25 protein-coding genes are annotated in these 23,911 nt (G+C 62.9%); 11 read left to right on the top strand and 14 right to left on the bottom strand.

All coding sequences use genetic code 11. The features are described from left to right. Position 1: 1 nt before the first annotated feature. The 4 genes from ugpC to X744_RS168870 form a co-directional block, all read right to left on the bottom strand. A complete protein-coding gene (ugpC, locus tag X744_RS168855; RefSeq protein ID WP_023756702.1) occupies positions 2–1,099 on the bottom strand; it encodes a sn-glycerol-3-phosphate ABC transporter ATP-binding protein UgpC in 1,098 nt (365 codons plus the stop codon). Between the two features lie 4 nt (positions 1,100–1,103). After that, entirely contained in the window at positions 1,104–1,970 is an 867-nt protein-coding gene (locus tag X744_RS168860) for a carbohydrate ABC transporter permease (protein WP_023756701.1), read from the bottom strand. Positions 1,971–1,972: 2 nt separating this feature from the next. Beyond that, positions 1,973–2,869, bottom strand: coding sequence for a sugar ABC transporter permease (locus X744_RS168865; protein ID WP_023756700.1), 897 nt, complete (start codon positions 2,867–2,869; stop codon positions 1,973–1,975). 138 nt (positions 2,870–3,007) lie between these two features. Continuing rightward, complete coding sequence (locus tag X744_RS168870) at positions 3,008–4,327, bottom strand: sugar ABC transporter substrate-binding protein (protein WP_023756699.1); 1,320 nt, start codon at positions 4,325–4,327, stop codon at positions 3,008–3,010. Positions 4,328–4,496: 169 nt separating this feature from the next. Here X744_RS168870 and X744_RS168875 point away from each other — a divergent pair, with 169 nt between their 5' ends. Beyond that, the gene (locus X744_RS168875; RefSeq protein WP_023756698.1) at positions 4,497–5,282 is read left to right on the top strand and encodes an IclR family transcriptional regulator; all 786 of its coding nucleotides are present in this window, start codon (positions 4,497–4,499) and stop codon (positions 5,280–5,282) included. 65 nt (positions 5,283–5,347) lie between these two features. Then, on the top strand, positions 5,348–6,187 hold the full coding sequence (locus X744_RS168880; protein ID WP_023756697.1) for an amidohydrolase: 840 nt from the start codon (positions 5,348–5,350) through the stop codon (positions 6,185–6,187). A 10-nt stretch (positions 6,188–6,197) separates the two neighbouring features. On the opposite strand, the gene X744_RS168885 is transcribed toward X744_RS168880, so the two are convergent. The 6 genes from X744_RS168885 to X744_RS168910 form a co-directional block, all read right to left on the bottom strand. Next, positions 6,198–7,358, bottom strand: a complete 1,161-nt coding sequence (locus X744_RS168885; protein ID WP_023756696.1) for an extracellular solute-binding protein — start codon at positions 7,356–7,358, stop codon at positions 6,198–6,200. Then, entirely contained in the window at positions 7,355–8,515 is a 1,161-nt protein-coding gene (locus X744_RS168890; protein ID WP_023756695.1) for a CaiB/BaiF CoA-transferase family protein, read from the bottom strand. Before X744_RS168890 ends, X744_RS168885 begins: the two co-directional genes overlap by 4 nt. 2 nt (positions 8,516–8,517) lie before the next feature. After that, positions 8,518–9,069 carry a MaoC family dehydratase gene (locus X744_RS168895; protein ID WP_023756694.1) on the bottom strand — a complete coding sequence of 184 codons (552 nt, stop codon included), beginning with the start codon at positions 9,067–9,069 and terminating at the stop codon, positions 8,518–8,520. A gap of 324 nt (positions 9,070–9,393) precedes the next feature. Further along, a complete protein-coding gene (locus X744_RS168900) occupies positions 9,394–10,377 on the bottom strand; it encodes a Tim44 domain-containing protein (protein ID WP_023756693.1) in 984 nt (327 codons plus the stop codon). A 73-nt stretch (positions 10,378–10,450) separates the two neighbouring features. Continuing rightward, on the bottom strand, positions 10,451–10,744 hold the full coding sequence (locus X744_RS168905; RefSeq protein ID WP_023756692.1) for a zf-TFIIB domain-containing protein: 294 nt from the start codon (positions 10,742–10,744) through the stop codon (positions 10,451–10,453). A 213-nt stretch (positions 10,745–10,957) separates the two neighbouring features. Next, positions 10,958–11,896 carry a zinc-dependent alcohol dehydrogenase family protein gene (locus X744_RS168910; protein WP_050589457.1) on the bottom strand — a complete coding sequence of 313 codons (939 nt, stop codon included), beginning with the start codon at positions 11,894–11,896 and terminating at the stop codon, positions 10,958–10,960. Positions 11,897–12,048: 152 nt separating this feature from the next. On the opposite strand from X744_RS168910, the gene X744_RS168915 reads away from it, so the two are divergent. The 7 genes from X744_RS168915 to pobA all read left to right on the top strand — a co-directional run bounded on the left by X744_RS168915 (position 12,049) and on the right by pobA (position 17,999). Then, positions 12,049–12,951 (top strand): LysR family transcriptional regulator, encoded by a 903-nt coding sequence (locus tag X744_RS168915; protein WP_023756690.1) that lies wholly within the window; start codon positions 12,049–12,051, stop codon positions 12,949–12,951. A 242-nt stretch (positions 12,952–13,193) separates the two neighbouring features. Continuing rightward, positions 13,194–14,003 carry a 3-oxoadipate enol-lactonase gene (gene pcaD / locus X744_RS168920; protein WP_023756689.1) on the top strand — a complete coding sequence of 270 codons (810 nt, stop codon included), beginning with the start codon at positions 13,194–13,196 and terminating at the stop codon, positions 14,001–14,003. Beyond that, the gene (pcaC, locus tag X744_RS168925) at positions 13,996–14,403 is read left to right on the top strand and encodes a 4-carboxymuconolactone decarboxylase (RefSeq protein ID WP_023756688.1); all 408 of its coding nucleotides are present in this window, start codon (positions 13,996–13,998) and stop codon (positions 14,401–14,403) included. Before pcaD ends, pcaC begins: the two co-directional genes overlap by 8 nt. Then, the gene (pcaH, locus tag X744_RS168930; protein WP_023756687.1) at positions 14,393–15,148 is read left to right on the top strand and encodes a protocatechuate 3,4-dioxygenase subunit beta; all 756 of its coding nucleotides are present in this window, start codon (positions 14,393–14,395) and stop codon (positions 15,146–15,148) included. Before pcaC ends, pcaH begins: the two co-directional genes overlap by 11 nt. After that, positions 15,148–15,762: a protocatechuate 3,4-dioxygenase subunit alpha gene (gene pcaG / locus X744_RS168935; protein WP_023756686.1), complete on the top strand. Its 615-nt coding sequence runs from the start codon at positions 15,148–15,150 to the stop codon at positions 15,760–15,762. Before pcaH ends, pcaG begins: the two co-directional genes overlap by 1 nt. 12 nt (positions 15,763–15,774) lie before the next feature. Next, entirely contained in the window at positions 15,775–16,827 is a 1,053-nt protein-coding gene (locus tag X744_RS168940) for a 3-carboxy-cis,cis-muconate cycloisomerase (RefSeq protein ID WP_023756685.1), read from the top strand. Further along, on the top strand, positions 16,827–17,999 hold the full coding sequence (pobA, locus tag X744_RS168945; protein ID WP_023756684.1) for a 4-hydroxybenzoate 3-monooxygenase: 1,173 nt from the start codon (positions 16,827–16,829) through the stop codon (positions 17,997–17,999). Before X744_RS168940 ends, pobA begins: the two co-directional genes overlap by 1 nt. Positions 18,000–18,009: 10 nt before the next feature. Here pobA and X744_RS168950 read toward each other — a convergent pair whose 3' ends face one another. Next, positions 18,010–18,480 (bottom strand): NUDIX domain-containing protein, encoded by a 471-nt coding sequence (locus X744_RS168950; RefSeq protein WP_023756683.1) that lies wholly within the window; start codon positions 18,478–18,480, stop codon positions 18,010–18,012. A gap of 184 nt (positions 18,481–18,664) precedes the next feature. On the opposite strand from X744_RS168950, the gene X744_RS168955 reads away from it, so the two are divergent. Further along, positions 18,665–19,198 (top strand): sterol desaturase family protein, encoded by a 534-nt coding sequence (locus X744_RS168955; protein WP_023756682.1) that lies wholly within the window; start codon positions 18,665–18,667, stop codon positions 19,196–19,198. A gap of 17 nt (positions 19,199–19,215) precedes the next feature. On the opposite strand, the gene rsgA is transcribed toward X744_RS168955, so the two are convergent. Further along, on the bottom strand, positions 19,216–20,241 hold the full coding sequence (rsgA, locus tag X744_RS168960) for a ribosome small subunit-dependent GTPase A (RefSeq protein ID WP_031259433.1): 1,026 nt from the start codon (positions 20,239–20,241) through the stop codon (positions 19,216–19,218). Between the two features lie 380 nt (positions 20,242–20,621). On the opposite strand from rsgA, the gene X744_RS168965 reads away from it, so the two are divergent. Then, positions 20,622–21,656 (top strand): LacI family DNA-binding transcriptional regulator, encoded by a 1,035-nt coding sequence (locus X744_RS168965; protein ID WP_023756680.1) that lies wholly within the window; start codon positions 20,622–20,624, stop codon positions 21,654–21,656. Here the strand turns inward: X744_RS168965 and X744_RS168970 are convergent. Further along, the gene (locus tag X744_RS168970; protein WP_023756679.1) at positions 21,644–22,612 is read right to left on the bottom strand and encodes an alpha/beta hydrolase; all 969 of its coding nucleotides are present in this window, start codon (positions 22,610–22,612) and stop codon (positions 21,644–21,646) included. The genes X744_RS168965 and X744_RS168970 overlap by 13 nt on opposite strands. 10 nt (positions 22,613–22,622) lie before the next feature. After that, positions 22,623–23,771 (bottom strand): Gfo/Idh/MocA family oxidoreductase, encoded by a 1,149-nt coding sequence (locus X744_RS168975; protein WP_023756678.1) that lies wholly within the window; start codon positions 23,769–23,771, stop codon positions 22,623–22,625. Between the last annotated feature and the right edge of the window lie 140 nt (positions 23,772–23,911).

Here is a 23,911-nt window from a genome sequence, read left to right as displayed (position 1 = left end):
ATCAGCTCCGCAGCGTCTTTCCGGTCTCGGTGGCAAACAGATGCGCCTGCGACATGTCGAGGCTCATGGCGACCCGCTCCCCCGGCCGCAGCGGCCTCGGATTCAGCATCCGCGAAACCCAGTCTTGGCGGTTGAATTCGACGAACACCAGCGTCTCGTTGCCGAGCGGTTCGGTGACCGTGATCGGCAGTTCGATCTGGTGGACCTCGGCCGCAGCGCCGGAGCTGATGCCATGGCCGGTTGGGTAGATGTCATCCGGCCTCAGTCCGAACACCACTCTATCGCCGGTCGCGACATTGGCCTTGAACTGGCCGGGCAGCGGCAGCTTTTCGCCGCTGGCGAAGACCAGCTTGCCGTCATCGACTGTCGCTTCGTGCAAATTCATCGGCGGGGAGCCGATGAAGCCCGCGACGAAGCGCGTCGCCGGCCGCCGGAAGACTTCGTCGGGCGTGCCGACCTGTTCGATGTGACCGTCGCGCATGATGACGATGCGGTCGGCAAGCGTCATCGCCTCGACCTGGTCATGTGTGACGTAGATCACCGTCGACTGCACCTTGGCATGCAGCTTCTTGATCTCGGTGCGCATCTGCGTGCGCAATTTGGCATCGAGATTGGAAAGCGGCTCATCGAACAGGAACACATCGGGGTCGCGCACGATGGCGCGGCCCATGGCGACGCGCTGGCGCTGGCCGCCGGACAGTTGCGAAGGGCGGCGATCGAGCAGCGCGTCGAGGCCGAGGATGGTCGAAGCTTCGGCGACGCGGCGCTCCATGTCTTCCTTGGCGGCGCCGGCGATCTTCAGGGAGAAGCCGAGATTCTCGCGCACCGTCATGTGCGGGTAGAGCGCGTAGGACTGGAACACCATCGAGATGTTGCGCGAGCGCGGCGGCAGGTCGTTTACCACCCGCCCACCGATATCGATCGAACCGGCGCTGATCTCCTCCAACCCGGCGATCATGCGCAGCGTCGTCGACTTGCCGCAGCCGGACGGGCCAACCAGCGCGATGAATTCGCGGTCGGCGATGTCGAGATCGATACCGTGCACGATCCCGATATTGCCATAACGTTTGGTCAGCTTGGTGAGGGTAATGGTTGCCATTGGATCAGCCTTTCACCGCGCCGGAGGTCAGGCCGCCGACAAGGTGTTTCTGGACGATGTAGGTGAGGGTGAGCGCCGGAATGATCATCACCACGGCCAGCGCGCACATGCCGCGCCAGTCGATGGTGAACTCGGCGGTGTAGTCGAGCAGGCCGACCGGCAGGGTCTTGGCGCTCACCGAGCGTGTCAGTTGCGAGGCCAGTGCGAATTCGTTCCAGCAGGTCAGGAAGGCGAAGATCGCGGCCGACGCGATGCCCGGCCCGGCGAGCGGGAACTCGACCTGCCAGAAAGCCTGCCAGCGCGTGCAGCCATCGATCTGCGCTGCTTCCGCGAGGTCCTTCGGCACCTGGCGGAAGAAGCCGTCGATCAGCCAGATGGTGAACGGCACGTTGAGCGCGACATAGGCGAGGATCAGCCCGAAATGCGTGTCGATGATGCCAAGCCGCACATAGAGGAAGAACAGCGGTAGCGACAGCGCGATGCCCGGCACCGTGCGCGTCAGCATCAGGCCGAGGAACACGCTGGACTTGCCGTGGAAGCGATAGCGCGCGAAGGCATAGCCACCGGCCATGCCGATGGCCACTGCAATGACCGTCGAGGTCACCGAGATGATCAGCGAGTTGCGGAAATATTCGATCACCGGGATGCCGCCCTTGCCGATGCCGGAGAACATCGCGATGTAGGCGTCGAACGAAATCTCCTGCGGGATCCACACCGGTGGCTTGGCCATGATCTCGACCGCCGGCCGCAGCGACGAGAGGACGATCCACAGGCCCGGCAAGCAGATGGTCAGCATCGCCAGGAACAGGCCGATGCGATAGATGATGCCCAACAGCCGGCGCTTGAGGCGGGCGGAAGAATTCTCGTCCATTCTCACCACTCAGCACCGATCTGCGTGCGCGCCGCGGCGAGCTTGTTGAAGAAATAGACGGTGAAGGCGATCGACAGCAGGATCGAGAAATAGGCCATGGCGTTGGCCATGCCCATGCGTCCGTCGCTGTAGGCGGTGCGCGCCACCAGTGTCCAAAGCAGTTCGGTGCGGCCCGCCGGTCCGCCATCGGTCATGATCTTGACGATGTCATAGGCGCGCGCCACGTCGAGCGAACGTATGGTCATGGCAATGTAGGCGAACGGCATGACGAACGGCCACGTCACATAGCGGAAAGTCTGCCACGGCGTGCAGCCGTCGACCCGTGCCGCCTCGATCGGCTCCTTGGGCATCGCGAGCAGTCCGGCGAGGATCAGGATCGCGAAGATCGCCGTCGACGACCAGATCTCGGCGATAGAAATGGCGATGAAGGCGAGATGGCCTTCGATCAGCCACGGTATGGCATCCCTGGTGATGCCGAGCGACTGCAGGGCATTGTTCACCAGGCCGATATTGTCGTTGAACATGAACTTGAACTGGAAGCCGACCAGGATCGGCGAGAACATCATCGGAAACATCATCAGCGTGCGCAGGACACGCTGGCCGCGCGTTGCCTTCTCGACCAGCATCGCAAGTCCGAGGCCGAGCAGCATTTCGAGATTGAGCGCGATGGTCAGCAGCAGTACCGTGCGGCCGAACGCCCACCAGAAATCGGTGTTGGACAGGATTGAAAGATAGTTCCTGAAGCCGATGAAGACGTAAAATGTCTCGGGCCGCGTCAGGCGGAAAGGCGTGAAGCTGGAGTAGAGCGACAACAGCAACGGCACGACAACAACCGCCGCCAGCACGATCATGGCCGGAAGCAGCAGCAGGAATGGCGCGGACGGCTTGAAGCCCTTCATCAGAATCCTTGAGGTGTTTGCATTGGACGGCGGTGCGCGGGCCTGGGGCGAAGGATCAGCGTAAACAGCTGAGCATCCCGCGAAAACGCGGTCGCCTCCCCCATTTTCTGATGGAGGAGGCAGCCCTGGGAACCGTTACTAGAGCTTGCCGGCGTCCTGGAGGATTTGCGTCGCCTTGGCGGCGGCTTCATCCAGTGCCTGCTTGGACGTCTTGTCGCCGAGGATCGCCGCCTGCAGTTCGGGATAGACGGCGTTCGAAATCTCGATCCATTCAGGCGTCTGCGGCACGGCAAAAGCGTGCTTGGCCTCTTCCTGGAAGGCGGTAAGAACCTCCTTCTTGTAAGGATCGTTTTCGGCCTGCTTCAAGTCCCAGTCCCACACGGCCGTGCGGGTCGGTAGCGGACCTGCGGCAGCCTCGAGCTTCTGGCTGTCCTCGTTGGTCAGCCACCATACCAGCGAGGCCGCAGCCTCCTTATTCGGGCAATTCTCGGTCACCGAGAAACCATGGAAGCCGGACCAGCCGGTGCGCTTGCCAGAAGAACCCTTCGGCGCAACCTTGACGCCGACATTGCCGGCGACTTTCGACGACTTCGGGTCATTGAAGAAGCCGGCCCAGCCCGGCCAGTCCAAGTTGATGGCGACGGTGCCCGAAGCAAAGCCCTGGCCGAGATCGTCCCAGAGATAATTGGTGGTTCCGGCCGGCACGGCCTTCGCCTTGTAGAGGTTGACGAACCAGTCGAGCGCCCGGATGCCGGCCTCGGAATTGAAGACCGGCTTGCCGTCCTTGCCGAGATACTCGCCGCCCTCGGCGACGACCATCTCGTAGAAGCGGCCGTTGATCGCCTCTTCCTTGCCGGCGAACTGCGTGCCGTAGAAATTTGGCGGGTTGGCGAAGAATTCGGCCTGGTCGGTGACTTCCTTCCAGGTGTCCGGCGGCACCAGGTCATAGCCGTATTTCGCCTTGAACTTGGTCTTGTTGTCGGCGTTGTCGTAGAGGCTCTTCTGGTAGTAGAGCGCCGAAACGTCGAATTGCGCGCGCGGCAGCATCTCCAGCTTGCCGTCGATGGTTGCCGACTTGATCGTCGACGGCACAAAGGCGTCGATCTCTTCCTTAGGCAGCAATTTGCTGAGGTCGGTGTAGAGGCTCGTATACTGCGGCGCGAACGACGAATGGTTCCAGCCGACGCACCAGTTGGTGCTGCCCGAGGCAATGTCGGACTTGAGCTCCTTGTCGATGTCGAAGCCGTTCTTCTTGGTCAGGATGTTGACCTTGGCGCCGGTCGCCTTTTCCCATTCGGGAATGCGCTCGTAGAGTTTTTCATATTGTTGGCCGCCGATCAGTTTCACGTCGACGGTCACACCTTCGAACTTGCCGGGCAGGTCGCCGGCAAAGGCCGTGCCCGCAGCTGACGCAAGCAACAATGCGCCGGCGGACACGCCGGAAAGCAGTCTGTTCATTGATATCCTCCCTTGGTGCCGCCTCAGCGGCGACCGCAACTCGTCTGATGACAAGAAGTCCTACATTCATATACAAACAAAACATTCACGGACACGTCAAGACGAAATTTGTTTCCGCCAGCCATGTTCCTGCGTATATGAAGGATGAAATTCACTGGAGGGATGAGTCATGGACGATAGCGAAGACGAGCGCTACCGAGCGCCGGCGCTCGACAAGGGACTCGATATCCTCGAACTGCTGGCGGGCGTCGACGGTGGTCTTACGCAGGCCGAAATCGCCAAGAAACTCGATCGCAGCCCCAACGAATTCTACCGCATGCTGGATCGGCTGGTGCGGCGCGGCTACGTCACGCGGCTCGACGGCGACCGCTATTCGCTGACGCTCAAACTGTTCGGACTGGCGCAATTGCACGCGCCCGTCCGTCGGCTGGTTTCCTACGCCACACCGCTGATGCGCGAATTGGCCGAGACATCGCAGCAGGCCAACCAACTCGTTGTTTTTGATCGCGGTTCCGCCGTCGTCATCGGCCAGCAAGAGGCACCGAACTACTGGGGGATTTCGATCCGGGTCGGCTCGCATATCAGCCTGTTCGACACCGGTTCGGGACATGTGCTGCTCGCCTTCCGCTCACCGGAAGAGCGTCAGATGATGATTTCGGAACACGTCCGCAGCACCGACAAGACGGCGCAGTCGGCCGAGTTCTTCACCCGGCTCGACCAGATCCGCGACCGCGGTTACGAGATGATGGCCTCGATGCAGACCGCCGGGGTCTTCAACCTGTCCGCTCCGGTGCGCAGTTCCGACGGCAAGGCGATCGCCGCGCTATCGATTCCCTATATCACCGTGGTCAACGCGCCGTCGGCACCAGACATTACCCGGACGATCGAGTTGTTGCTGGCAACATGTCAAAAGCTGTCGCACCTCGCGGGCTCGGCAGTCGGCTCATCGGCGTGAATTCTTATTTGAATGAAGAATTCCTCCGTGAGATGATCTGAAACAGCCACGAGGAGGAGCCCGTCATGATCATCGACACCCATTTGCATCTCATCGATCGCTCAGCCTTGCGCTATCCCTGGCTGTCAGGCGTGCCGGCGCTCAACCGCGATTTCTCCTATGAGGAATATTCCGTGGAGGCGCAGCGTGTCGGCATCGGGCGTGTGCTGCATATGGAGGTCGATGTCGACCCGGCCGAGATCGAGGCTGAGACCCTTCGGGTCGAAGGGCTGGCACGGCAACCCGGCAGCATGCTGGCTGGAGCGATCGCATCCTGCCGCCCCGAAGAGGCGGATTTTCCGGCCTATCTTGAAAGGCAGCGAGCAAATCCGTTCGTCAAAGGGTTCCGCCGCGTCCTCCATGTCGTGCCGGATGATCTCTCGGAAGGCGCACTCTTTCGTGAGAACATCAAGCGGCTTGGCGGCACCGGCCTGACCTTCGATCTCGTCGTGCTGCCGCACCAGATCCCGAAGGCATTCGCGCTGGCCGACCTGGCGCCGGATGTCCAGTTCGTTCTCGACCATTGCGGCGTGCCCGATATCAAGGGCGGAGCCGAGCATCCGTGGCGTGAACACATGAGTGAGATCGCGCGGCGCCCGAATGTCATGGCCAAGATTTCCGGTGTCGTTGCCTATGCCGATCCGGGCAGCTGGACGGCTGAGACGCTGCGGCCCTATGTCGAGCACACAATCGGCGCGTTCGGCTGGGACCGTGTTGTCTGGGGCAGCGACTGGCCGGTCTGCACGCTCGGCGGCGGCCTGTCGACCTGGGTGGCGGCGACCCATGCGCTCCTTGCAGGCTGCGGCGTCGATGAGCGCGACAGGCTCTTGTTCGCGAATGCCCGCAAACTGTGGCGGCTCGACTAGGCGAGCTCGCTTACGCTTTAGAGGCATCGCTTGATGCCGAACGATTCTCCCGGAACAGGCGATTGAGATCGGCAATGACCTCGGCGGCTTTGTGCCGGGAGGTCATGCCGGAAAGGATGCGGTCGGACGCCGCCTGCTGGAACGCCATATAGCCGTCATGGCGCGGCCGCACCCACGCACCCTCCAGCGTCGCGCGCGTGTCGCGATAGAAATTGCCTGTCGCTTCATTGACGGCCCGGTCTTCCCAGGCCGCCGCATGGCCGGGCTGCCCGCCAGCGGCGGCATAGGGACCGCGCTGGACCTCGCCGCTTGCCACCCAGTAGGCGAAGGCGATCGCGGCATCCTTCGCTTCGGCAAAGGCCGATACGGCTATGCCGGTGCCACCAAGCGCCGAACCGATCGGACCGCTGGAGCCGACGACCGGGATGTCGGCGAACGCCAGCCGGTTCGCGCGAAAACCAGACATTGCATAGGAAACATAGCCGTAGATCAGCGGTGCACAGATGATGCGGGAGCCGGCCTCCGCCATGCGTTCCGAAACTGCGATCGGATCCATCTCGAAGCAGGCGGGGCCGACCAGTGCGGCTATCTCGCGCATCGTCTCGAAGACTTCGCCGCCGGCGTCGGCATCGATGAGATCGCCGGACGGGTCCGTTGCGCAAGGGCGGCCAAAATTGCCGGCGAGCGTGTAGAACGCCATCAGCACGTGAGGCGGGCGCAATGGCAGCAGCACCCGGCCTTGGCGGGCTAGATCGAGCACATCGCTCCAGCGCGCCGGCGGCGCGTCGAGCGCGTCCGGCCGCCAGGCCTGGACCTGGCTGGCCGCATCGATCGGGAAAGCCCATTGCCGCCCCTGCCAGTTGTAGCTCGGATAGGACCGGCCGACGCTGCCCGAGGCAAGTGCTGCAAGTTCCGCCTCGCGGCCAGCGACATCCAACGGCTCGAGGCAGCGCTCCGCAGTGATCTGGCCGACATGCGGATGATCAATGACGATGAGATCATAGGCGCGCGCCAGTTCCTCGACCGGGAACGATTCGAAATCCTGCAGCGAGCGCTTGTCCCATTCGATGGTGATGCCAGTCTTCTGCTTCCACAGCGACGAGCAGGCGACCATAGGATCGTAGCCGCGCGGATGGCTCCAGGTCATGCCCTTGAGCGTGGGCACGCTCACAGGCCGAACTCCTCGCGGATTGCCGCACTGTGCTCGCCGATGCGAGGCGCTGCCCGATCGACCTTGGCTCTGACGCCATCGACCCGGAGCGGCGAACTGGTGGTCAGGATCGAGACATTATCCTCGCGCGTCACCGTCTGCAGAATATCGAGCGACTGGAAGCCCTCGCTCGCCAGCATCTCCGGCCAGGTCAGCACCTTGGCGCACCAGATGTCGGCCGGCTCGAGGACATCAAGCCACTCGTCGACGGTTTTAGTGGCTATCCGTTGCGCAATAATCGCCTTGATGTCGTCGCGCGCGGTGAACCAGGATGCAGGCAGGTCACGATAGGGCGCCAGCTCGTTAAGTGACAGCAGGTCGGCGAGCTTGGGGATCGGCGTCATGGCGATGGCGAGATAGCCGTCCTTGGCCGGGTAGACGCCATAGGGCGCCGACAGATAGGCATGTGCACTGCGGAAGCTGGAGCGGCGTGGCAAACGCCGGCCGTCGTTGAGATGCGTGGTCAGCACCTCGAACTGGAAGTCGACCAGCGCCTCCAGCAGGCTGGTCTCGATATGGCTCCCCTGGCCGGTGATGCCACGTCGCACCAGTGCCGCCAGAACGCCTTGCGCGCAGGCAGCACCGGCCAGCATGTCGCCGATGGCAAGGCCGAACGGCACCGGCCCCTGGTCTTCGTCTCCATTGAGCCACATCACGCCGGAACGCGCCTGCGCCAGCAGGTCCTGGCCCGGACGCTCGACCCAAGGGCCGTCCTCGCCATAGCCACTGATCGAGGCGTAGACCAGCCGCGGATTGAGCATGCGAACGGCCTCGTAATCCAAGCCAAGCCGCTCGATGACGCCGGGCCGGAAATTCTGGATCAGCACGTCGGCCTTGGCCAAAAGCCCGCGCAGCGCCTCGAGATCCGCCTCGTTCTTCAGGTCGACGGCAAAACTTTCCTTGGCCCTGTTGATGGCGTGGAAGATGGTGGAATCGCCGCCGATCTCGGTGTCACTGAGATAGAGCCGGCGCGAGAGGTCGCCGCCATCCGGACGCTCGATCTTGATCACGCGGGCGCCGAGGTCGAGCAGCCTCAACGAGCAGTATGGGCCCGACAGGAATTGGCTCATGTCCACGACAATGAGACCGGCAAGCGGCAATTCGGCTGCTGCCGGCATTGCTATTTCTCCGTCTTGCCGACGAAGTCGGCCGGGTTGCGGTACTTCACCGTCTGCAGGTGCTCGCAATAGAGGACGAGCTCGCCCTCGCCCTTGAACACTTCGTAGCTGGCGCGGATCAGCCCCATTTCCTTGTAGCGGGGCTTCTTGTCGAGGTTGGTGCGGATCGAATAGATCGTATCGCCGATGAAGACAGGCCTTATAAAGCGGAGCTTGTCATAGCCATAGGAAAAGGCGTTGATGCAATTGGTGGCGACCAGCCCAAGCCCGGCCGAGAAGACGAAAGCGCCGGCGATCAGCCGCTTGCCGAAAATGCCTTCGCTCTCGGCAAACATCTGGTCCTGCACATAGGGGTGAATGTCGAGCACCAGCGTGTTGAACAAATGGCTGTCGCCTTCCGCCATGGTACGCCGCAACGAGCGGATTTTCTGGCCGACCGGCCAGTCCTCATAGAACCAGTTCTCGGCATTCCACACCGGCAGCGCGGCATGGTCCTCAGGCATGTCTTTGGGGTGCGTCGAGGCGACGCCGACGGTAGCAGCGAAGTCGTTCATGGTCAGTTCCGCCACTCGTGCCGAAGGTCTCGCGCAACCGTTTGAACACGCGTCAAGCCGCCTGAATGCACGCCGTCTCCTCCCGTCAATCTTCTTTTGTAAATATTCTTTTCACATGTGGGATTACGATGCAAGCACGAAGAGGCGAAATGTCAGCCGCCCCCGCGCGCCGAAGTGGCGGCGGGGGAGGGGAGCAATTCATGCGCAAGGATTGTCAGGTATTTGCCTGCGAGGCGCTGAGCGATACCGGGCACGCCATCGAGATCGGCACGCGTCTGTCCGTTGGTTCGCCGAGCGCCCGCAAGCAGCCGCCTCGGACAAAGCTCAGGCCTGTTGTATTGCCGAGAGCTTCCAGTTCGCGCCATTCTCGCGCACGAACGTCCACAACTCGGTCGTCTCTGTCGGGTGGTCACCGTCGCCCTCGACGACCTTGCCGCTGGCCCGCTCGCGCGTCACGTCACGAGACTCGTAGCGCAATGCGGCCGTGGCATAGTCGCGGTCATCCTCGTGCCAGCTTTCCGCAATGTCGGCCTGCAACAAAGTGATGTCCGTCACCTCGTTCCTGAGACCTTTCTGGGCATTGTCGGCCAGCTCTTCCGAGAGATAGGACACCATCTCGGGGGTCGTCGCCCGGCGCAGAGCAGCATGGTCTTCGCGCCCGAAGGCTTCCTGAACATCGGTCAACAGCTGCTGGAATGTGTCGAGGTCGGTCTGGGCCAGCGTGATCTCCTCGGAACCGGTGTCCGCAGAGCCTCCCGAACCGCCGCCAAAGCCGGGAATCGTGAAAGGGCGCTCGGTCTGTTGCTGTGTCGTTGCGCGATTCTCAAACCGCGACGCCTGGGCATTGTCGGCACCGGCGAGCGCCTGGGCGGGACCGCGCGCGGATTGCGACCGGAAGAACCTGAGAGCCAGCATGATTGCGCCACCAATGAGCAGGGCCTGAAGCAGGAAACCGAACATGCCGGCCAGTCCGCCGAAGCCTTGGCCCACGAGCAGGCCGATCAGGCCGCCGAGCAGCAGGCCACGCATCATTGTCCCACCGAAGCCGCTCATGAAGCCGGGCCTCTGCATGCCGGCCTGCGGCTGCCGGGCCGCGGTGTTCACACCGGTGTTGGGCGTCATCGAACGCTCGACCGGTGCGGTCGGCGCCGGTGCGGTTCTGGTCGGCGGTGCCGATTGGAACGTGCGCATGCCACGACTGCCGAAACTGCCGCCGCGACGGGCCTCGGCATGATCCATCGCGACCATGGAAAATGCGAGGAACAGTCCTGCAACGAGGGCTGCAAATCGGCTTGTGCGCGAAATCATCGGGATGGACCTTTGTCGATGCGGTTTTGAAGTTTTCAGCAAACGCCGGCCCGGGGTATCGGGCGTGGTGCGGTCAATCGAACAACTCTTCGAAAAATGATTTCTTCCGCTTCGGATAGCGGTGGCCCTGCGAGCGGGAATAATCGTCATCGCGCCCTTGGCCATGTTGCGGCTGGGAGAATGCTGCCGGCTGCGGCGCGGGCGAAGCCTCCCTGCCGGAACGCTCGATTATCTTGTCGAGTTCGCCTCGATCAAGCCAGACGCCGCGGCACTGCGGACAGTAATCGATTTCGATACCCTGGCGTTCGCTCATCACGAGCGCGACGCGACAGGAGGGGCAAACCATACCAAGGACGGAAGATGTCATGTGGGGCTCCAAACCAAAAGTATTTGAGCCCGCTTGATCGAAAGGAATGGAAACGGGCCCGTTAAGCGGTCCGACATCACAATCGCCAAAAGCGACTGTCAGAGGGGCCCGGCCCGCACGGCACAGTTAGGAGTGCAGAGTCCCGCCTTCAAGGGCGATGCTGCTGGCAACGGTGATTTGTTCGCCATCTCTGCTCAAACCGTCACCACGATCTCAGATCGTCACCACGATCTTGCCGAACTGCTCGTTCGATTCCAGGTAGCGATGCGCTTCGACGATCTGGTCGAACGCAAAGGTCCTGTCGATGATCGGCCTCAGCGTTCCGCTCTCCAGACCGTCTAGGATGAACGCCTTGGCCGTTTCCAGTTTCGCCGGGTCGCCGGTGATCTCATGGACGAGGTAGCCGCGCAGCGTCAGCGTCTTGCCCAACACTGCGCCCAAAGGGAACGGCGTCGGCTCGCGGCTGAGGCCACCATATTCGATGAGGATGCCGCCGCGTGCCATTGCCGCCGTCAGCGGCTCGAAAACCGGGCCGCCGATAGCATCGAAGACGACGCGCACGCCTTGCTGCCCTGCGATCTCATTCAGCCATGCCGACAGATCCTCCTCGGCCGAGACCACGACATGCGCCGCACCGGCGTTGAGCAGCACCTGCTTCTTGGCTGACGTTCGCGTCACCGCGATCACGGTCGCGCCGACCCAGTTGGCGATCTGGATCGCGGCAAGGCCGACACTGCTCGATGCAGCGGTGATGACGACCATATCTCCGCTGTGCAGGTTAGCGATGTCGATCAACGCCCCATAGGCGGTCAGATACTGCATCCAGACCGCCGCTGCAGTCCGCCAGTCGAGCGATGGCGGGTGCTTGACGACGAGATTGGCGGGATAGGTGACCAACTCGCCATAGGCTGGCCAAAGGATCATTGATTGCGGCGGGATGACACTAACGCTGTCGCCAGCCATAAAGTCGTTCACGCCTTCGCCCACCGCCTCGATAACACCTGCCGCCTCGAGGCCAAGCCCCGAGGGCAGCGTCGGCGTCTCGATATAGGCACCGGCGCGCAGCAGTGCCTCGGCGCGATTGAGACCAAGCGCCTTGACGCGGATTTGGACTTCGCCCGGACCCGGTCGGGGCAATTCGACATCCTCGATGCGTAGAACCTCGGGGTCTCCATGCCGGTGAAAGCGAACTACACGCGCCCTTCGGTATACTCCAAATTATCTGAACCGAATGAGCTATGCAGCTAGGTTCGACGAGGATAAATGGCTGCAAAGGAGAACAGTAGAAAGCAGGAGTTCCGAATATGGATAGGCTTGAGAGCATGGCCGTGTTCGTCAGGGCTGTCGACCTCGGCTCGTTCGCAGCCGCGGCGGTCGCACTCGATCTGTCCGGACCGATGGTTGGCAAGCATGTCCGGTTTCTTGAGGAACGGCTGGGCGTGCGTCTGCTCAACCGGACCACGCGCAGGCAGAGCCTGACCGATTTCGGACGCGCATACTATGAACGCTGCCGCGTGGTGCTGGCCGAAGCCGACGCCGCCGACGCGCTAGCCGCCGATCAGCTTGCGGAGCCGCGTGGGAAATTGCGTGTCACCATGCCGGCGCATTTCGGCCGCCACTGCGTGACGCCCGTGCTGCTGCAATTGGCGCGGCAATATCCAATGCTGGAGCTGGATCTGTCGCTCAGCGACCGCTTCGCCGACCTCGCCGAGGACGGCTACGATCTTGCCATCCGCACCGGTGCCCTCGACGACAAGGCGGGCGTGATCGCCCGTCGCGTCGCGCGCCAGGGCATGGTCGTCTGCGCCGCACCCGCTTATCTCCAACGTCACGGCGAACCGCGGCGCATCGAGGATCTCGTCGACCATCAAGCGATTGTCTACCGCCGGCTCGGCCAGATCGTTCAACCGTGGCTGTTTGTGCGCGAGGGGCAACTCACGCAAGAGATCACGCCAGCCGGCCGGCTGCGTCTCGACGATCTCGATGCCATCGCCGACGCGGCTGCCGAGGGCATGGGGGTCGCCTGGCTGCCCTACTGGCTGGTGCGTGACCGCATCCGGGCCGGAGCGCTGGTGGCGCTGTTGCCGGATGAGCCGCGCTTTCTCTACGACTGCTACGCGCTTTGGCTGCAGACGCCGCATTTGCCATTGAAGGTGCGGCTGGCCGTGGATGCACTGGCCGCCGCCTTGCCGAAATCGATGGCCTGATCAGGCCAAAATGCGATCGCCGATACAGGCGGATGCGGTCGATGCCCTTGGCGCCGACCGGAAACGCGCAGCCCAGACTGATGCAAACGTGATTGGGGCCGACCACGTCGGCAAGACATCCGATGTGGTCGGGCCAGACTGTCCGACACGGATTTGATCGCCCCTGAGTTCATGAAACAGCGCAAAAAATCATTTTACCGAGCCAAACGCCTTGTGCAATGTGGGGATGGAGGATCGAAATCGTGCCATTCGTCACCATCGGCGGCATCACGCTGCACCATCGCCACATCAAGGCGACCGGCAATGTGCGCCCGATCATATTCATCAATTCGCTGGGCACCGACTTCAGGATCTGGGACGACATTGTCTCGGCGCTTGATGGTGAAATGCCGCTGGTGGTCTATGACAAGCGCGGCCACGGGCTGTCCGATATTGGCGACATCAGTTCGATCGACGATCATGTCGATGACCTCTCAGGCCTCATCGATCATTTCGGATTGAGCAAGGTCGTGCTGTGCGGCCTATCGGTCGGCGGCCTGATCGCGCAAGGCTTCTATCGCAGGCGCCCAGAAATGGTCGAAGGCCTGATCCTGTGCGACACGGCCCATAAGATCGGCACCGCCGAAAGCTGGAACGCACGCATCGCGGCGGTCAAAAGCAAAGGCATTCAGGAGATTGCCGGCGCGGTTCTCAAAACTTGGTTCACGCCGGCATTCCACGCGCAGCGTCAGCCTGACCTGAACGGTTATTGGAACATGATGACCCGGCAGGCGCTTGCCGGTTACATCGGGACTTGCGCGGCCGTTCGCGATGCGGATTTCACCGACAGCGCGCGGCGCATCGCGGTACCGACGCTCTGCGTCGCCGGCGACCAGGATGGCTCGACGCCTCCCGATCTTGTCCGATCCCTGGCCGACCTTATCCCCGGCGCGCGCTTCGAAATCATCGGCGACGCAGCGCACATTTCTTGTGTTGAACAGCCAGAGGCACTGGTCGCCCTGATCCGCGATTTTATCGCATCGCTTGCCTCCGGAGCCGAAACCGATGGATGAAGTCCCCGTCAACGAAGCCAGATATCGCACCGGTCTCGCGGTGCGCCGCTCGGTGCTAGGCGATGGCCATGTCGACCGCGCCGAGGTCGCCGCCACCGATTTCGACCGGCCTTTCCAGGAGTTGATCACCGAGGCGGCCTGGGGAACCGTGTGGGCACGACCGGGCTTCACCAAGCGCGAACGTTCGATCGTCACGCTGGCGCTGCTGGCCGCACTCGGCCATGATGAGGAGGTCGCCATGCATGTGCGCGCCACCGTCAACACCGGTGCCTCGCGCGACGATATCTGCGAAGCTTTCCTGCATGTCGCCATCTATGCCGGCGTGCCTGCCGCCAACCGTGCCTTCAAGATCGCCAAGGATGTGTTTTCGGAAATGGACGGTGCCAAGAATGCCCGCTGAGTCAGGCTTGAACCGGAGACCCGAGACCGGCGCCTTTTTCCAGCGCGACCGGACATGGCATCCGCCGGCCCTGACGCCGAACTACAAGACTTCGGTGCTGCGCTCGCCTCAGAAGGCGCCGCTCGCTTTCGACAACACACTGTCGGAAATAACAGGTCCTGTCTTCGGCCACGCCATGTTGGGCGAACTCGACGCCGACCTGATCCACAATTTCGCCGGACCCGGCGAGAGCGCCATCGGCGAGCGCATCATCGTCTATGGGCGGGTGCTCGACGAGCGCGGCGTTGGCGTGCCCGGCGCGCTGCTCGAATTCTGGCAGGCCAATGCCGGTGGCCGCTATCGCCACAAGAAGGACGGCTACCTGGCGCCGCTCGACCCGAATTTCGGCGGCTGCGGCCGTGCCATATCAAGCGACGATGGCGGCTATGCCTTTCGTACCGTCAAGCCCGGGCCCTATCCCTGGCCGAACGGGCCGAACGACTGGCGGCCCTCGCACATCCATTTCTCGGTCTTTGGCCATGGCTTCGCGCAGCGGCTGATCACGCAGATGTATTTCGAGGGCGACCCGCTGATCTGGCAGTGCCCGATCGCGCGTGGCATCCCCGACAAGTCAGCCGTCGAGACCCTGATCGCCGCGCTCGACATGCAGGCGACAATCCCCTTCGACGCGCGCGCCTACAAGTTCGACATCGTGCTGCGCGGGCGGCGCTCATCGCTGTTCGAAAACAGGCTGGAGGGCAATTGATGGCCCAGTCGCTCGACCGGCTGAAGGAGAGCCCCTCGCAGACCGCGGGACCATACGTCCATATTGGGCTGACGCCTAATTTCTGCGGCATCGGCGGCGTCTATGCGAGCGACCTTGGCGCCACCATGGTCAACGACAAGACCAAGGGTGAGCGCATCGGTCTTCGCATCCGGGTGCTCGACGGCACCGGCACGCCGCTCAAGGATGCGCTGATCGAGATCTGGCAAGCGGATGCGGACGGGCTTTACAACTCGCCGGTTGAATTGCGCGGTGCTGCCGATCCGAATTTCTTCGGCTGGGGCCGCTGCCCGACCGACATGGACACCGGCCTGTGCACGTTCGAGACGATCAAGCCGGGCCAGGTGCCGTTCAGGGATGGCAGCCTGATGGCGCCGCACATCACGCTCTGGATCGTCGCGCGCGGCATAAACCTCGGCCTCCACACACGGCTCTATTTTTCCGACGAGGAAAAGGCCAATGCCGGGGATGCGATCCTGGCACGCATCGAGCACCGCATCCGCGTGCCGACGCTGATCGCCGAGCGCCAGGGCGATATTTATGTGTTCGACGTCCATCTCCAGGGGGAGAAGGAAACGGTCTTCTTCGACAGCTAGGAGATCCGCGACATGACCGTATCGCCTTTCGATCATCCGCTGCTCTCCGCGCTCCTTGGCGACGACGAGGCATCAAGGCATTTTTCGGTCGAGGCGGAAATCGAGGCCATGCTGGCGTTCGAGCGCGCATTGGCCGAAGCGGAAGCCGAAAACGGGATCATCACCAGGGATGCGGCGGCAGCGATCGCGGCGGCGCTGGCCACGTTCCAGCCCGACACTGCCTTGCTGCGGGCCGCTGTCGCCAAGGACGGCGTCATGGTGCCGGAACTGGTGCGCCAGATCAGGGCGGCGGTCGGCGAACCGCATGGCGAGAAAGTGCATTTCGGCGCGACCAGCCAGGACGTCATCGACACCGGCCTTGTGCTCCGGCTGAAGTCCGTCGTCGAGCATCTCGGGCTGCTGCTGACCGAGACCATCATCCGGCTCATCTCATTGGAGGAGCGCTTCGGGGGCAGGGCGCTGACCGGCATGACCCGCATGCAACCCGCGATCCCCATTCATATCGCGGATCGCATTGCGGCGTGGCGGGCACCTCTGGAGCGACATCAGGAAAGACTGTCGGGACAGTCCGGGCGTTTGCTGGTGGTGCAGTTTGGCGGCGCTGCCGGCACGTTGGAAAAGCTTGGCGATAAAGGGCCGGCGGTACGCGCGGTCCTTGCTGCAAAACTCGGCCTTGGCGACGCGCCGCAATGGCAGAGCCAGCGTGACGCGCTCGCCGACTTTGCCGGCTGGCTTTCGTTGGTGACGGGCAGCCTTGGCAAGTTCGGCCAGGACATCGGGCTGATGGCGCAAGGTGGATCCGAGATCGAACTGTCGGGTGGCGGCGGCTCGTCGGCCATGCCGCACAAGCAGAACCCGGTGAAGGCCGAAGCGCTGGTGGCGCTTGCCCGCTTCAACGCCACGCAGCTCTCCGCCATGCATCAGTCGCTTGTGCATGAACAGGAGCGCTCAGGCGCGGCATGGACGCTGGAATGGCTGTTGCTGCCGCAGATGGTCGTCGCCACCGCCGCGTCGCTGCGGCTTGCCGCCGAACTCGCCGCACAGGTCGAAAGTCTCGGCCACTGATGCGCAGCCAAGTCGTTATCATCGGTTCGGGACCGTCCGGCCTGCTGCTCGGCCAACTGTTGGCTGGCATCGGCGTCGAGACGATCATTCTGGAACGCGCGAGCCGCGAGCACGTGCTTGGCCGCGTACGCGCCGGCGTACTCGAACAAGGCACTGTCGAATTGCTGGAGGAAGCGGGTGCTGCGGCACGGCTGCACGCCGAGGGACTGCTGCATTCCGGCATCTCGCTCGCCTTCGACGGACGCCTGCACCGCATCGACCTTACCGCCCTCACCGGCGGCAAGCATGTCACCATCTACGGCCAGACCGAGGTTACGCACGATTTGATGGACAAGCGCGACGCGGCAGGACTGACCACGGTCTGTGAGGCGGCCGATGTCGCGCTGCACGATTTCGATTGTGAGGCACCTTTCGTCACCTATGACAGGGACGGCGCAACGCATCGTATCGACTGCGACTTCATTGCCGGCTGCGACGGCTATCACGGCATCAGCCGCAAATCTGTGCCAGCGGATGCGCTGAAGACCTTCGAACGGCACTATCCGTTCGGCTGGCTCGGCGTGCTGGCCGAAGTTCCGCCGGCCGATCATGAACTGGTCTATGCCAATCACGAGCGAGGTTTCGCGCTTTGCTCGATGCGTTCGACGCATCGCAGCCGCTACTATGTGCAGTGCCCTGAGGACGATCGCGTCGAGGCGTGGTCCGACGACCGCTTCTGGGACGAGTTGCGTAGCCGCTTGCCGGAACAGACGGCGGCAAGTGTCATCACCGGCCCATCCTTCGAGAAGTCGATCGCACCGCTGCGCTCTTTCGTTGCCGAGCCGCTGCGCTTCAACAGGCTTTTCCTGGTCGGTGACGCCGCCCACATCGTGCCGCCGACCGGCGCCAAGGGCCTGAACCTTGCCGCCAGCGACGTGCGCTATCTCTTCGCCGGTCTTCGCGACTTCTACGTCGAGAAATCACACGCTGGCATCGACGCCTATTCCGGCAAGGCGCTGGCGCGGGTCTGGAAGGCAGTGCGCTTCTCCTGGTGGATGACGACGATGCTGCACCGCTTTCCCGACACCGGCGAGTTCGGCCAGCGCATTCAGGAGGCCGAGCTCGACTACCTCGTGCAGTCGCGTGCCGCTTCGACCGCACTTGCGGAGAATTATGTCGGCCTGCCGTACTGAGGGCTGCGGATCATCCGGCGCCTTGCTGCCTGGCAAAATCTAATAGCATCGGGCGCTGCCCCTTTAGGATCTTCGCTTCGGCCTCGGGCAAAGTGAACCAGCCCGCTTTGTCGATCTCCGGGAACTCCTTCAGGAATCCTGACTTTGGCGGCCATTCCATGGTGAAGATGTTGCTGTTGATGGCAGCCACATCGATGTCGACGGTCGGTTCGACAGACCAGGCCACGACGATCTTTCCGCCCGGTTGCCTGTAGTCGCCGAGGCGCGTGAAGGAGCCGTCGATCCTGACGCCGAGCTCTTCCTCGGTTTCGCGTCGCGCAGCCGCCAACTCGTCCTCGTTCTCGCCGACGAGGCCCTTCGGTATCGACCACGCACCGTCGTCTTTCTTCGTCCAGAACGGCCCGCCCGGGTGAACCAGCAACACCCTGAGATCGCCGTCGCTACGGCGATAGATCAGCAATCCGGCACTGCGTTTTGCCATTGTGATGCGTCCGTTTGCGATGTTGGCAACGAAGACCTGCATTCTATCGACTGTGCGTGATCGTTGGTTCGAACCTTGCTTCACAGCATTGCGACGCTATGTCAGTTGCATCTGCATTGCGCCTCACCGACGAGTCCGGCAATCTGATACATCGCTTATTTGGCGGCTCGAAGGCTAGGTGACGATGCAACTCGGTCTTATTGGCTACTACAGCGACTTCGTGGTCTATCCGCTGGTTATCGCCGTGCTGGCAGTGGCCGGGCTGCTTGAGGCCGGCGAAGAGGGTGCGCCAGGCTGGATAGGCACTGTCCTCGTCTGTCTCTTCCTTTGGACGCTGACCGAGTACGTGCTTCACAGGTTCATCCTTCATCACATTCCCTACATCAAGGACTTGCACGAGCGTCATCATGTCGAGGAGCGCAGTTCTGTGGGCACTCCGACCTGGCTCAGCCTCGGTGTGCATGCGCTGGTCGCGTTTGTGCCTGTCTGGATGGTCTCAGGTTTCGCAATCGCAAGTGCCGTAAGTTGCGGGCTGATGCTGGGGTACCTCTGGTACATCAGCATCCACCACATGGTTCATCACTGGCATCCCAGCCATCCGAGCTATCTCTACACCCTCAAGCGCCGCCACGCCGTGCATCACCACATCGACGAATCGGCCAATTTCGGTGTCACGTCGGCATTTTGGGATCGGCTCTTCGGCACGGCACGGCTCTGATCCTCGGTTCTCGGCCTTCAACGCCTCTTTCCGCGACCGCCGAGAGACCTGGCCCCGCGCGGCCCGCTCTGAACCGGCGTGTTGTGCTGGTTTTCGTCGGACAGTTTGCGCCAGCGGGCAAGACGCTCCGGATCGAGCGTCCCGGATTTCAAGGCAGCCTGCACCGCGCAGCCCGGTTCATGCACATGCGTACAGTCGCGGAACTTGCAGAGTGGGGCGAGTTCGGTGATTTCAGCAAACAGCGTGTCGATGCCGGAGGCGACATCACTGACGTGCAATGTCCGCATGCCGGGCGTGTCGATCACCCAGCCGCCGCCGGCGATGGCGTGCAACGATCGCGACGTGGTGGTGTGGCGTCCTTTGGAATCGTGTTCGCGAATGCCCCCGGTCTGTTGCGGCGATTGCTGCGCCGGTCCGGCAAGCGTGTTGACCAGCGTCGATTTGCCGACGCCGGAGGAACCGATCAACGCCACCGTCTGGCCGACACCGCACCAGACAGCCAAGGCGGTTGCCGCATCTGAGGTGCGGGGATTCAGGATCACGACCGGCAGTCCACGCTGCAACGCGGCAGCCTGCCTTTCATACGCTTCGGCATCCTCAGCGGTATCGGCCTTGGTCAGCAGGATCACAGGCGTCGTTCCGGCCTCGTTGGCAAGCGCCAAATAGCGCTCGAGCCGGGCGGGATTGAAGTCGGCATTGCACGAGGTGACGATGAACAGCGTGTCGACATTGGCCGCGGCAAGCTGTGGCACCCTGCCGCCCTGGGTGCGGCGCTCGAGCACCGTCTTGCGGGTCAGGCGGCGTTGCACAAGCTGGTCATGCGCGTCGACGAGCACCCAGTCGCCGACGGCATAATCGCCTGTGTTCGCCTGCGCCGGCAGCGTCAGATCGACTGGCCCTGCCTGCGACAGGCCGGTCAGGCGGTCGCGATGGACCATGGCGATGCGCGTCGGGACGAGATTAGCCTCGCCGGGCTTGAGCTGGTCGCCGAAGAAATCCGTCCAGCCCAGGCTGGCGAGCGATGGTGTGGAGTGACCCGTCAAGGCTTTGACCGAGGCGTCGCAGACATTGGACAGTATCCTTGGCAAAATTGAAAGTGAGGCGGACCACAATCTCGGGTGGGCTGTGTATGGGCGGCGTGGCGGCATTTGGCAAGCAGGGCCGATGCCGTGGCCGATCAGCGCCGTAGCCGGCGGTCAGTCCGTCGCGCTGCCCGATGCCACACTTTCCATCCCGAACCCCTTGTCTCCGGTTTTAAAGCGTCCATAAATAATTAACGCGCGCAATATTTTTGCTTTGTATTGCGAAGTGTGAAAACTTGACTGAATAAGTTCGGCCAAGCATTGCTGCTTTCGGACAACGGCCGCATGAGTGGTAGCGGCTCGTCCGGTCGGCAATGACGGTATGGGGATCAGGAATATCGATGGCGGAGAAGACTCACCGCACGATGGATGACTTCGCCCAGGCATGCGGCGTGTCCCGGCCGACTTTGTCCAAATATTTCGACGACCCGGCAAGCGTGAAGCCGGCGACGCGGGCGCGAATCGAAGCCGCACTGCGCTCCTCGGATTATCAGCCGAACCTTTTCGCGCGCAACCTCAACCGCAAGCGCACCCGCAACATCGGCATCATCGTGCCGACGATCACCGATCCGTTCTACGCCGAGATGGTCAGCCGCATCGAATTTCGCTGCCGCGACGAAGGCTACTGGCCGATCGTCATCTCCTCGCATGGCTCGCCGAAGCTGGAGGTGGAGTCGGTCAGGACGCTGCTATCACTGAAGGTGGCCGGCGCGATCATCGCCCCGCTGGGGCTGGCCTCCGACCGCGGCGTTTTCGACAAGCTTGGACAGGACATTCCGGTCGTCTATTTCGACACCTATATCGAGGGCGATACGCCGTTCGTCGGCAATGACAACCGGCAGAGCGTGTCGACCATCGTCGATTATCTCTGCCGCTCCGGTGAGCCGCCGGCCTATCTCGACATTCCGCATGTCAACCACAACTCCGGCGAACGCCAGCAAAGCTATATCGTCGCGATGGAAACCGCCGGGTTCAAGCCGGTCGTCATCGAGGCTGCGCGCGACTACACCTGGGACTTCGAACGCATTGGCTACGAGCAGATGGAAAGAATGCTGGAGACCGGCACCTTGCCCGGCCGTACCATCCTGTGCGCCAATGATCGTCTCGCCTTTGGCGTAATGGCTGCCGCGTACTCGCGCGGCCTGAAGGTCGGCCGCAGGCCCGACTGCGATCTGCGCCTTGCCGCGCATGACGATCATCCGCTGAGCCGCTACACCTGTCCGGCGCTGACCACCATGGCGCAGGATTTCACCGCCATGGCCGGGCGCAGCGTCGAGATCCTGCTGGCTCTGCTGGACGAGACCGATCCGCCAAAGCAGGGCCTGTCGCGCACGGTCAAGCTCGGCGCGACGCTGGTGATGCGTCAGTCGGCCTGAGCGTTGGTCGTCGGCGAATTCCTCTCGAACTGGCGCCAGGCAGCCACCGCCTCGGCTACCGCATGTCGGCCCCCAGGAATATGGCGTCCCATCGAGACGAAGCCGTGGATCTGGCCCGGCCATTGCCGCAGGATCACCGGCACGCCTTCGGTTTGCAGGCGCGCGGCATAGGCTGTCCCTTCGTCGGCCAGGATGTCGTAGCCGGCAAGCGCCACGAAGGCCGGCGCGACACCGGCGAGGTGAGGCGCCAGCAGGGGCGAGACGCGCCAATCCAGCATGTCGTCGGGCGTTCGCACATAGTGGTCGCGGAACCAGGCCATGGTGCTTGCGGTAAGACCGAAGCCGTCGCCGAAGCGCCGATAGCTGTCTGCCATCTGGCGGGCGTCGGTGTTGGGATAGATCAGGATCTGCGCCGCAACGGGCGGCGCCAACCCATCGCGGGCGAGCAGCGCCAGCACAGCGGCGAGATTGCCGCCGGCACTATCGCCGGCCACGCCGATGCGCGTCTTATCGATGCCGAGACCGGCGGCATTCTCTGCCATGAAGCGCAGCGTTGCCAGCCCATCCTCCAGCCCGGCGGGGAATTTGTGTTCCGGCGCCAGGCGATAGTCGGGACAGACAATGACCGCGTTGCCGAGATTGGCCAGCCAGCGGCAGATCTCGTCATGCGAATCGAGATTGCCGATCACCCAGCCGCCGCCATGCAGATAGAGCAGCGCCGGCGCCCCGTTCGGTAGTGCGCCGATGCCGCGATGGATGCGCACGGTAATCGGGCTGTTCGGCCCCTCGATCTGCTGTTCCAAGGTCGTGGCTACCGGCTCGTGCTCTCCCTGCAGCGTCGGGAACGAAGCATTGTAGGCGGCGCGCGCCGCCGCCACGCTGCCGGTCTCGAACGGCTTGCCGCCGGCTGCGCGGCTGATTTCGAGGACGCGCAGCGCATCCGGGTCGAGTGTCATGGTCATATCCTCAGGCCAGCAGGTCGCTTGCCTCCTCTTCGGTCAGCAGGGCCGGCTGGACGACATCGCCCGCGATGGCGACCGAGCCCTGTGTCTCGCCGGAACGCAGGATCGCCTCCATGATCTCAAGCACATGCAGCGCAAGGCTGCCGGAAGCGCGCGGCGTGCTGCCGGTTTGAAGCGAACGCACCAGATCTGCGACGCCGAGCATGCGGTAATTGGCGCGATCGGGCGCCGCATAAGGCCAATTGCGGGCGCCATAGAGCTCGCCTTCACTGGTGAAATCCTTCCAGTCGGCGCCGCGTTCGGACAGCGACACGGTGCCGCCGAACGTGTCGGGATCGGGCAGGCGCAACGAGCCTTCCGTGCCGTGCAGCTCGATCGGATGGTTGGAATGGCGAAAGACATCCCATGAGGCGCCGAAGGTGACAGTTGCGCCGGAGCGGAATTCGAGCAGCGACAAAACGCTGGTCGGCGTGCCGACCTTGAATGTGGTGTTCTTGAACGGCCCTTCGGCTGATATCAGCCGTTCCTCCTGGCCGCGCGTCGCCATCGCCATGACGCGCTCGACCGGACCAAGCAGATTGACCAGCATGGTCAGGTAATAGGGGCCCATGTCGAACACCGGCCCACCGCCCGGCTGGTAGTAGAATTGCGGGTTGGGATGCCAGTGCTCCATGCCGCGCCCCATCATGAAGGCGGTGCCGGTGACAGGGCGGCCGATGGCACCCTCGTCCATCAGCCGGCGGGCGCGGCGTCCGGCGGCACCCAGGAAGGTGTCGGGCGCCGAGCCGAGCAGCAGGCCGCGCGATCTCGCCTCGTTGACCAGACGCTGTCCATCTGCGGCCGAGGTGGCGAGCGGCTTTTCGGTGAAGACGTGCTTACCGGCCGAAAGCGCGGCAAGTGAGATTTCGAAATGCGCCGCCGGAATGGTCAGGTTGAGGACAAGATCGATCTCGGGATCGGCCAGCAGCGCATCGACACCGAGTGCCTGGATGCCATATTCCTTCGCTCGCATCGCCGCCATGTCAGCCGAGATATCGGCGCAGGCGCGCAATTCGATCCCGCCGAAGAGAGCGGCATTGCGCAGATAGGTCATCGAGATATTGCCGCATCCGACGACGCCGATCCCGAGTTTCGTCTTTGTTTTTCCGTGCATTTCCGATCGTACCTCCCAATGCGGCCATTGTCTGCCGGCCCCGCCTAACCGGTAACGTGATCGCCTAGGATCGGGCTATACAGCATTTCAAATATTGACGCGCGTAAAACTTTTATACAACATACGAAAACGCTGGCTCG

The organism is Mesorhizobium sp. LNHC252B00 (genome assembly GCF_000502955.1).
Taxonomy (GTDB): domain Bacteria; phylum Pseudomonadota; class Alphaproteobacteria; order Rhizobiales; family Rhizobiaceae; genus Mesorhizobium.
The sequence above is the reverse complement of the archived record's forward strand: the minus strand, read 5'-3'. Positions and strand labels throughout refer to the sequence as shown.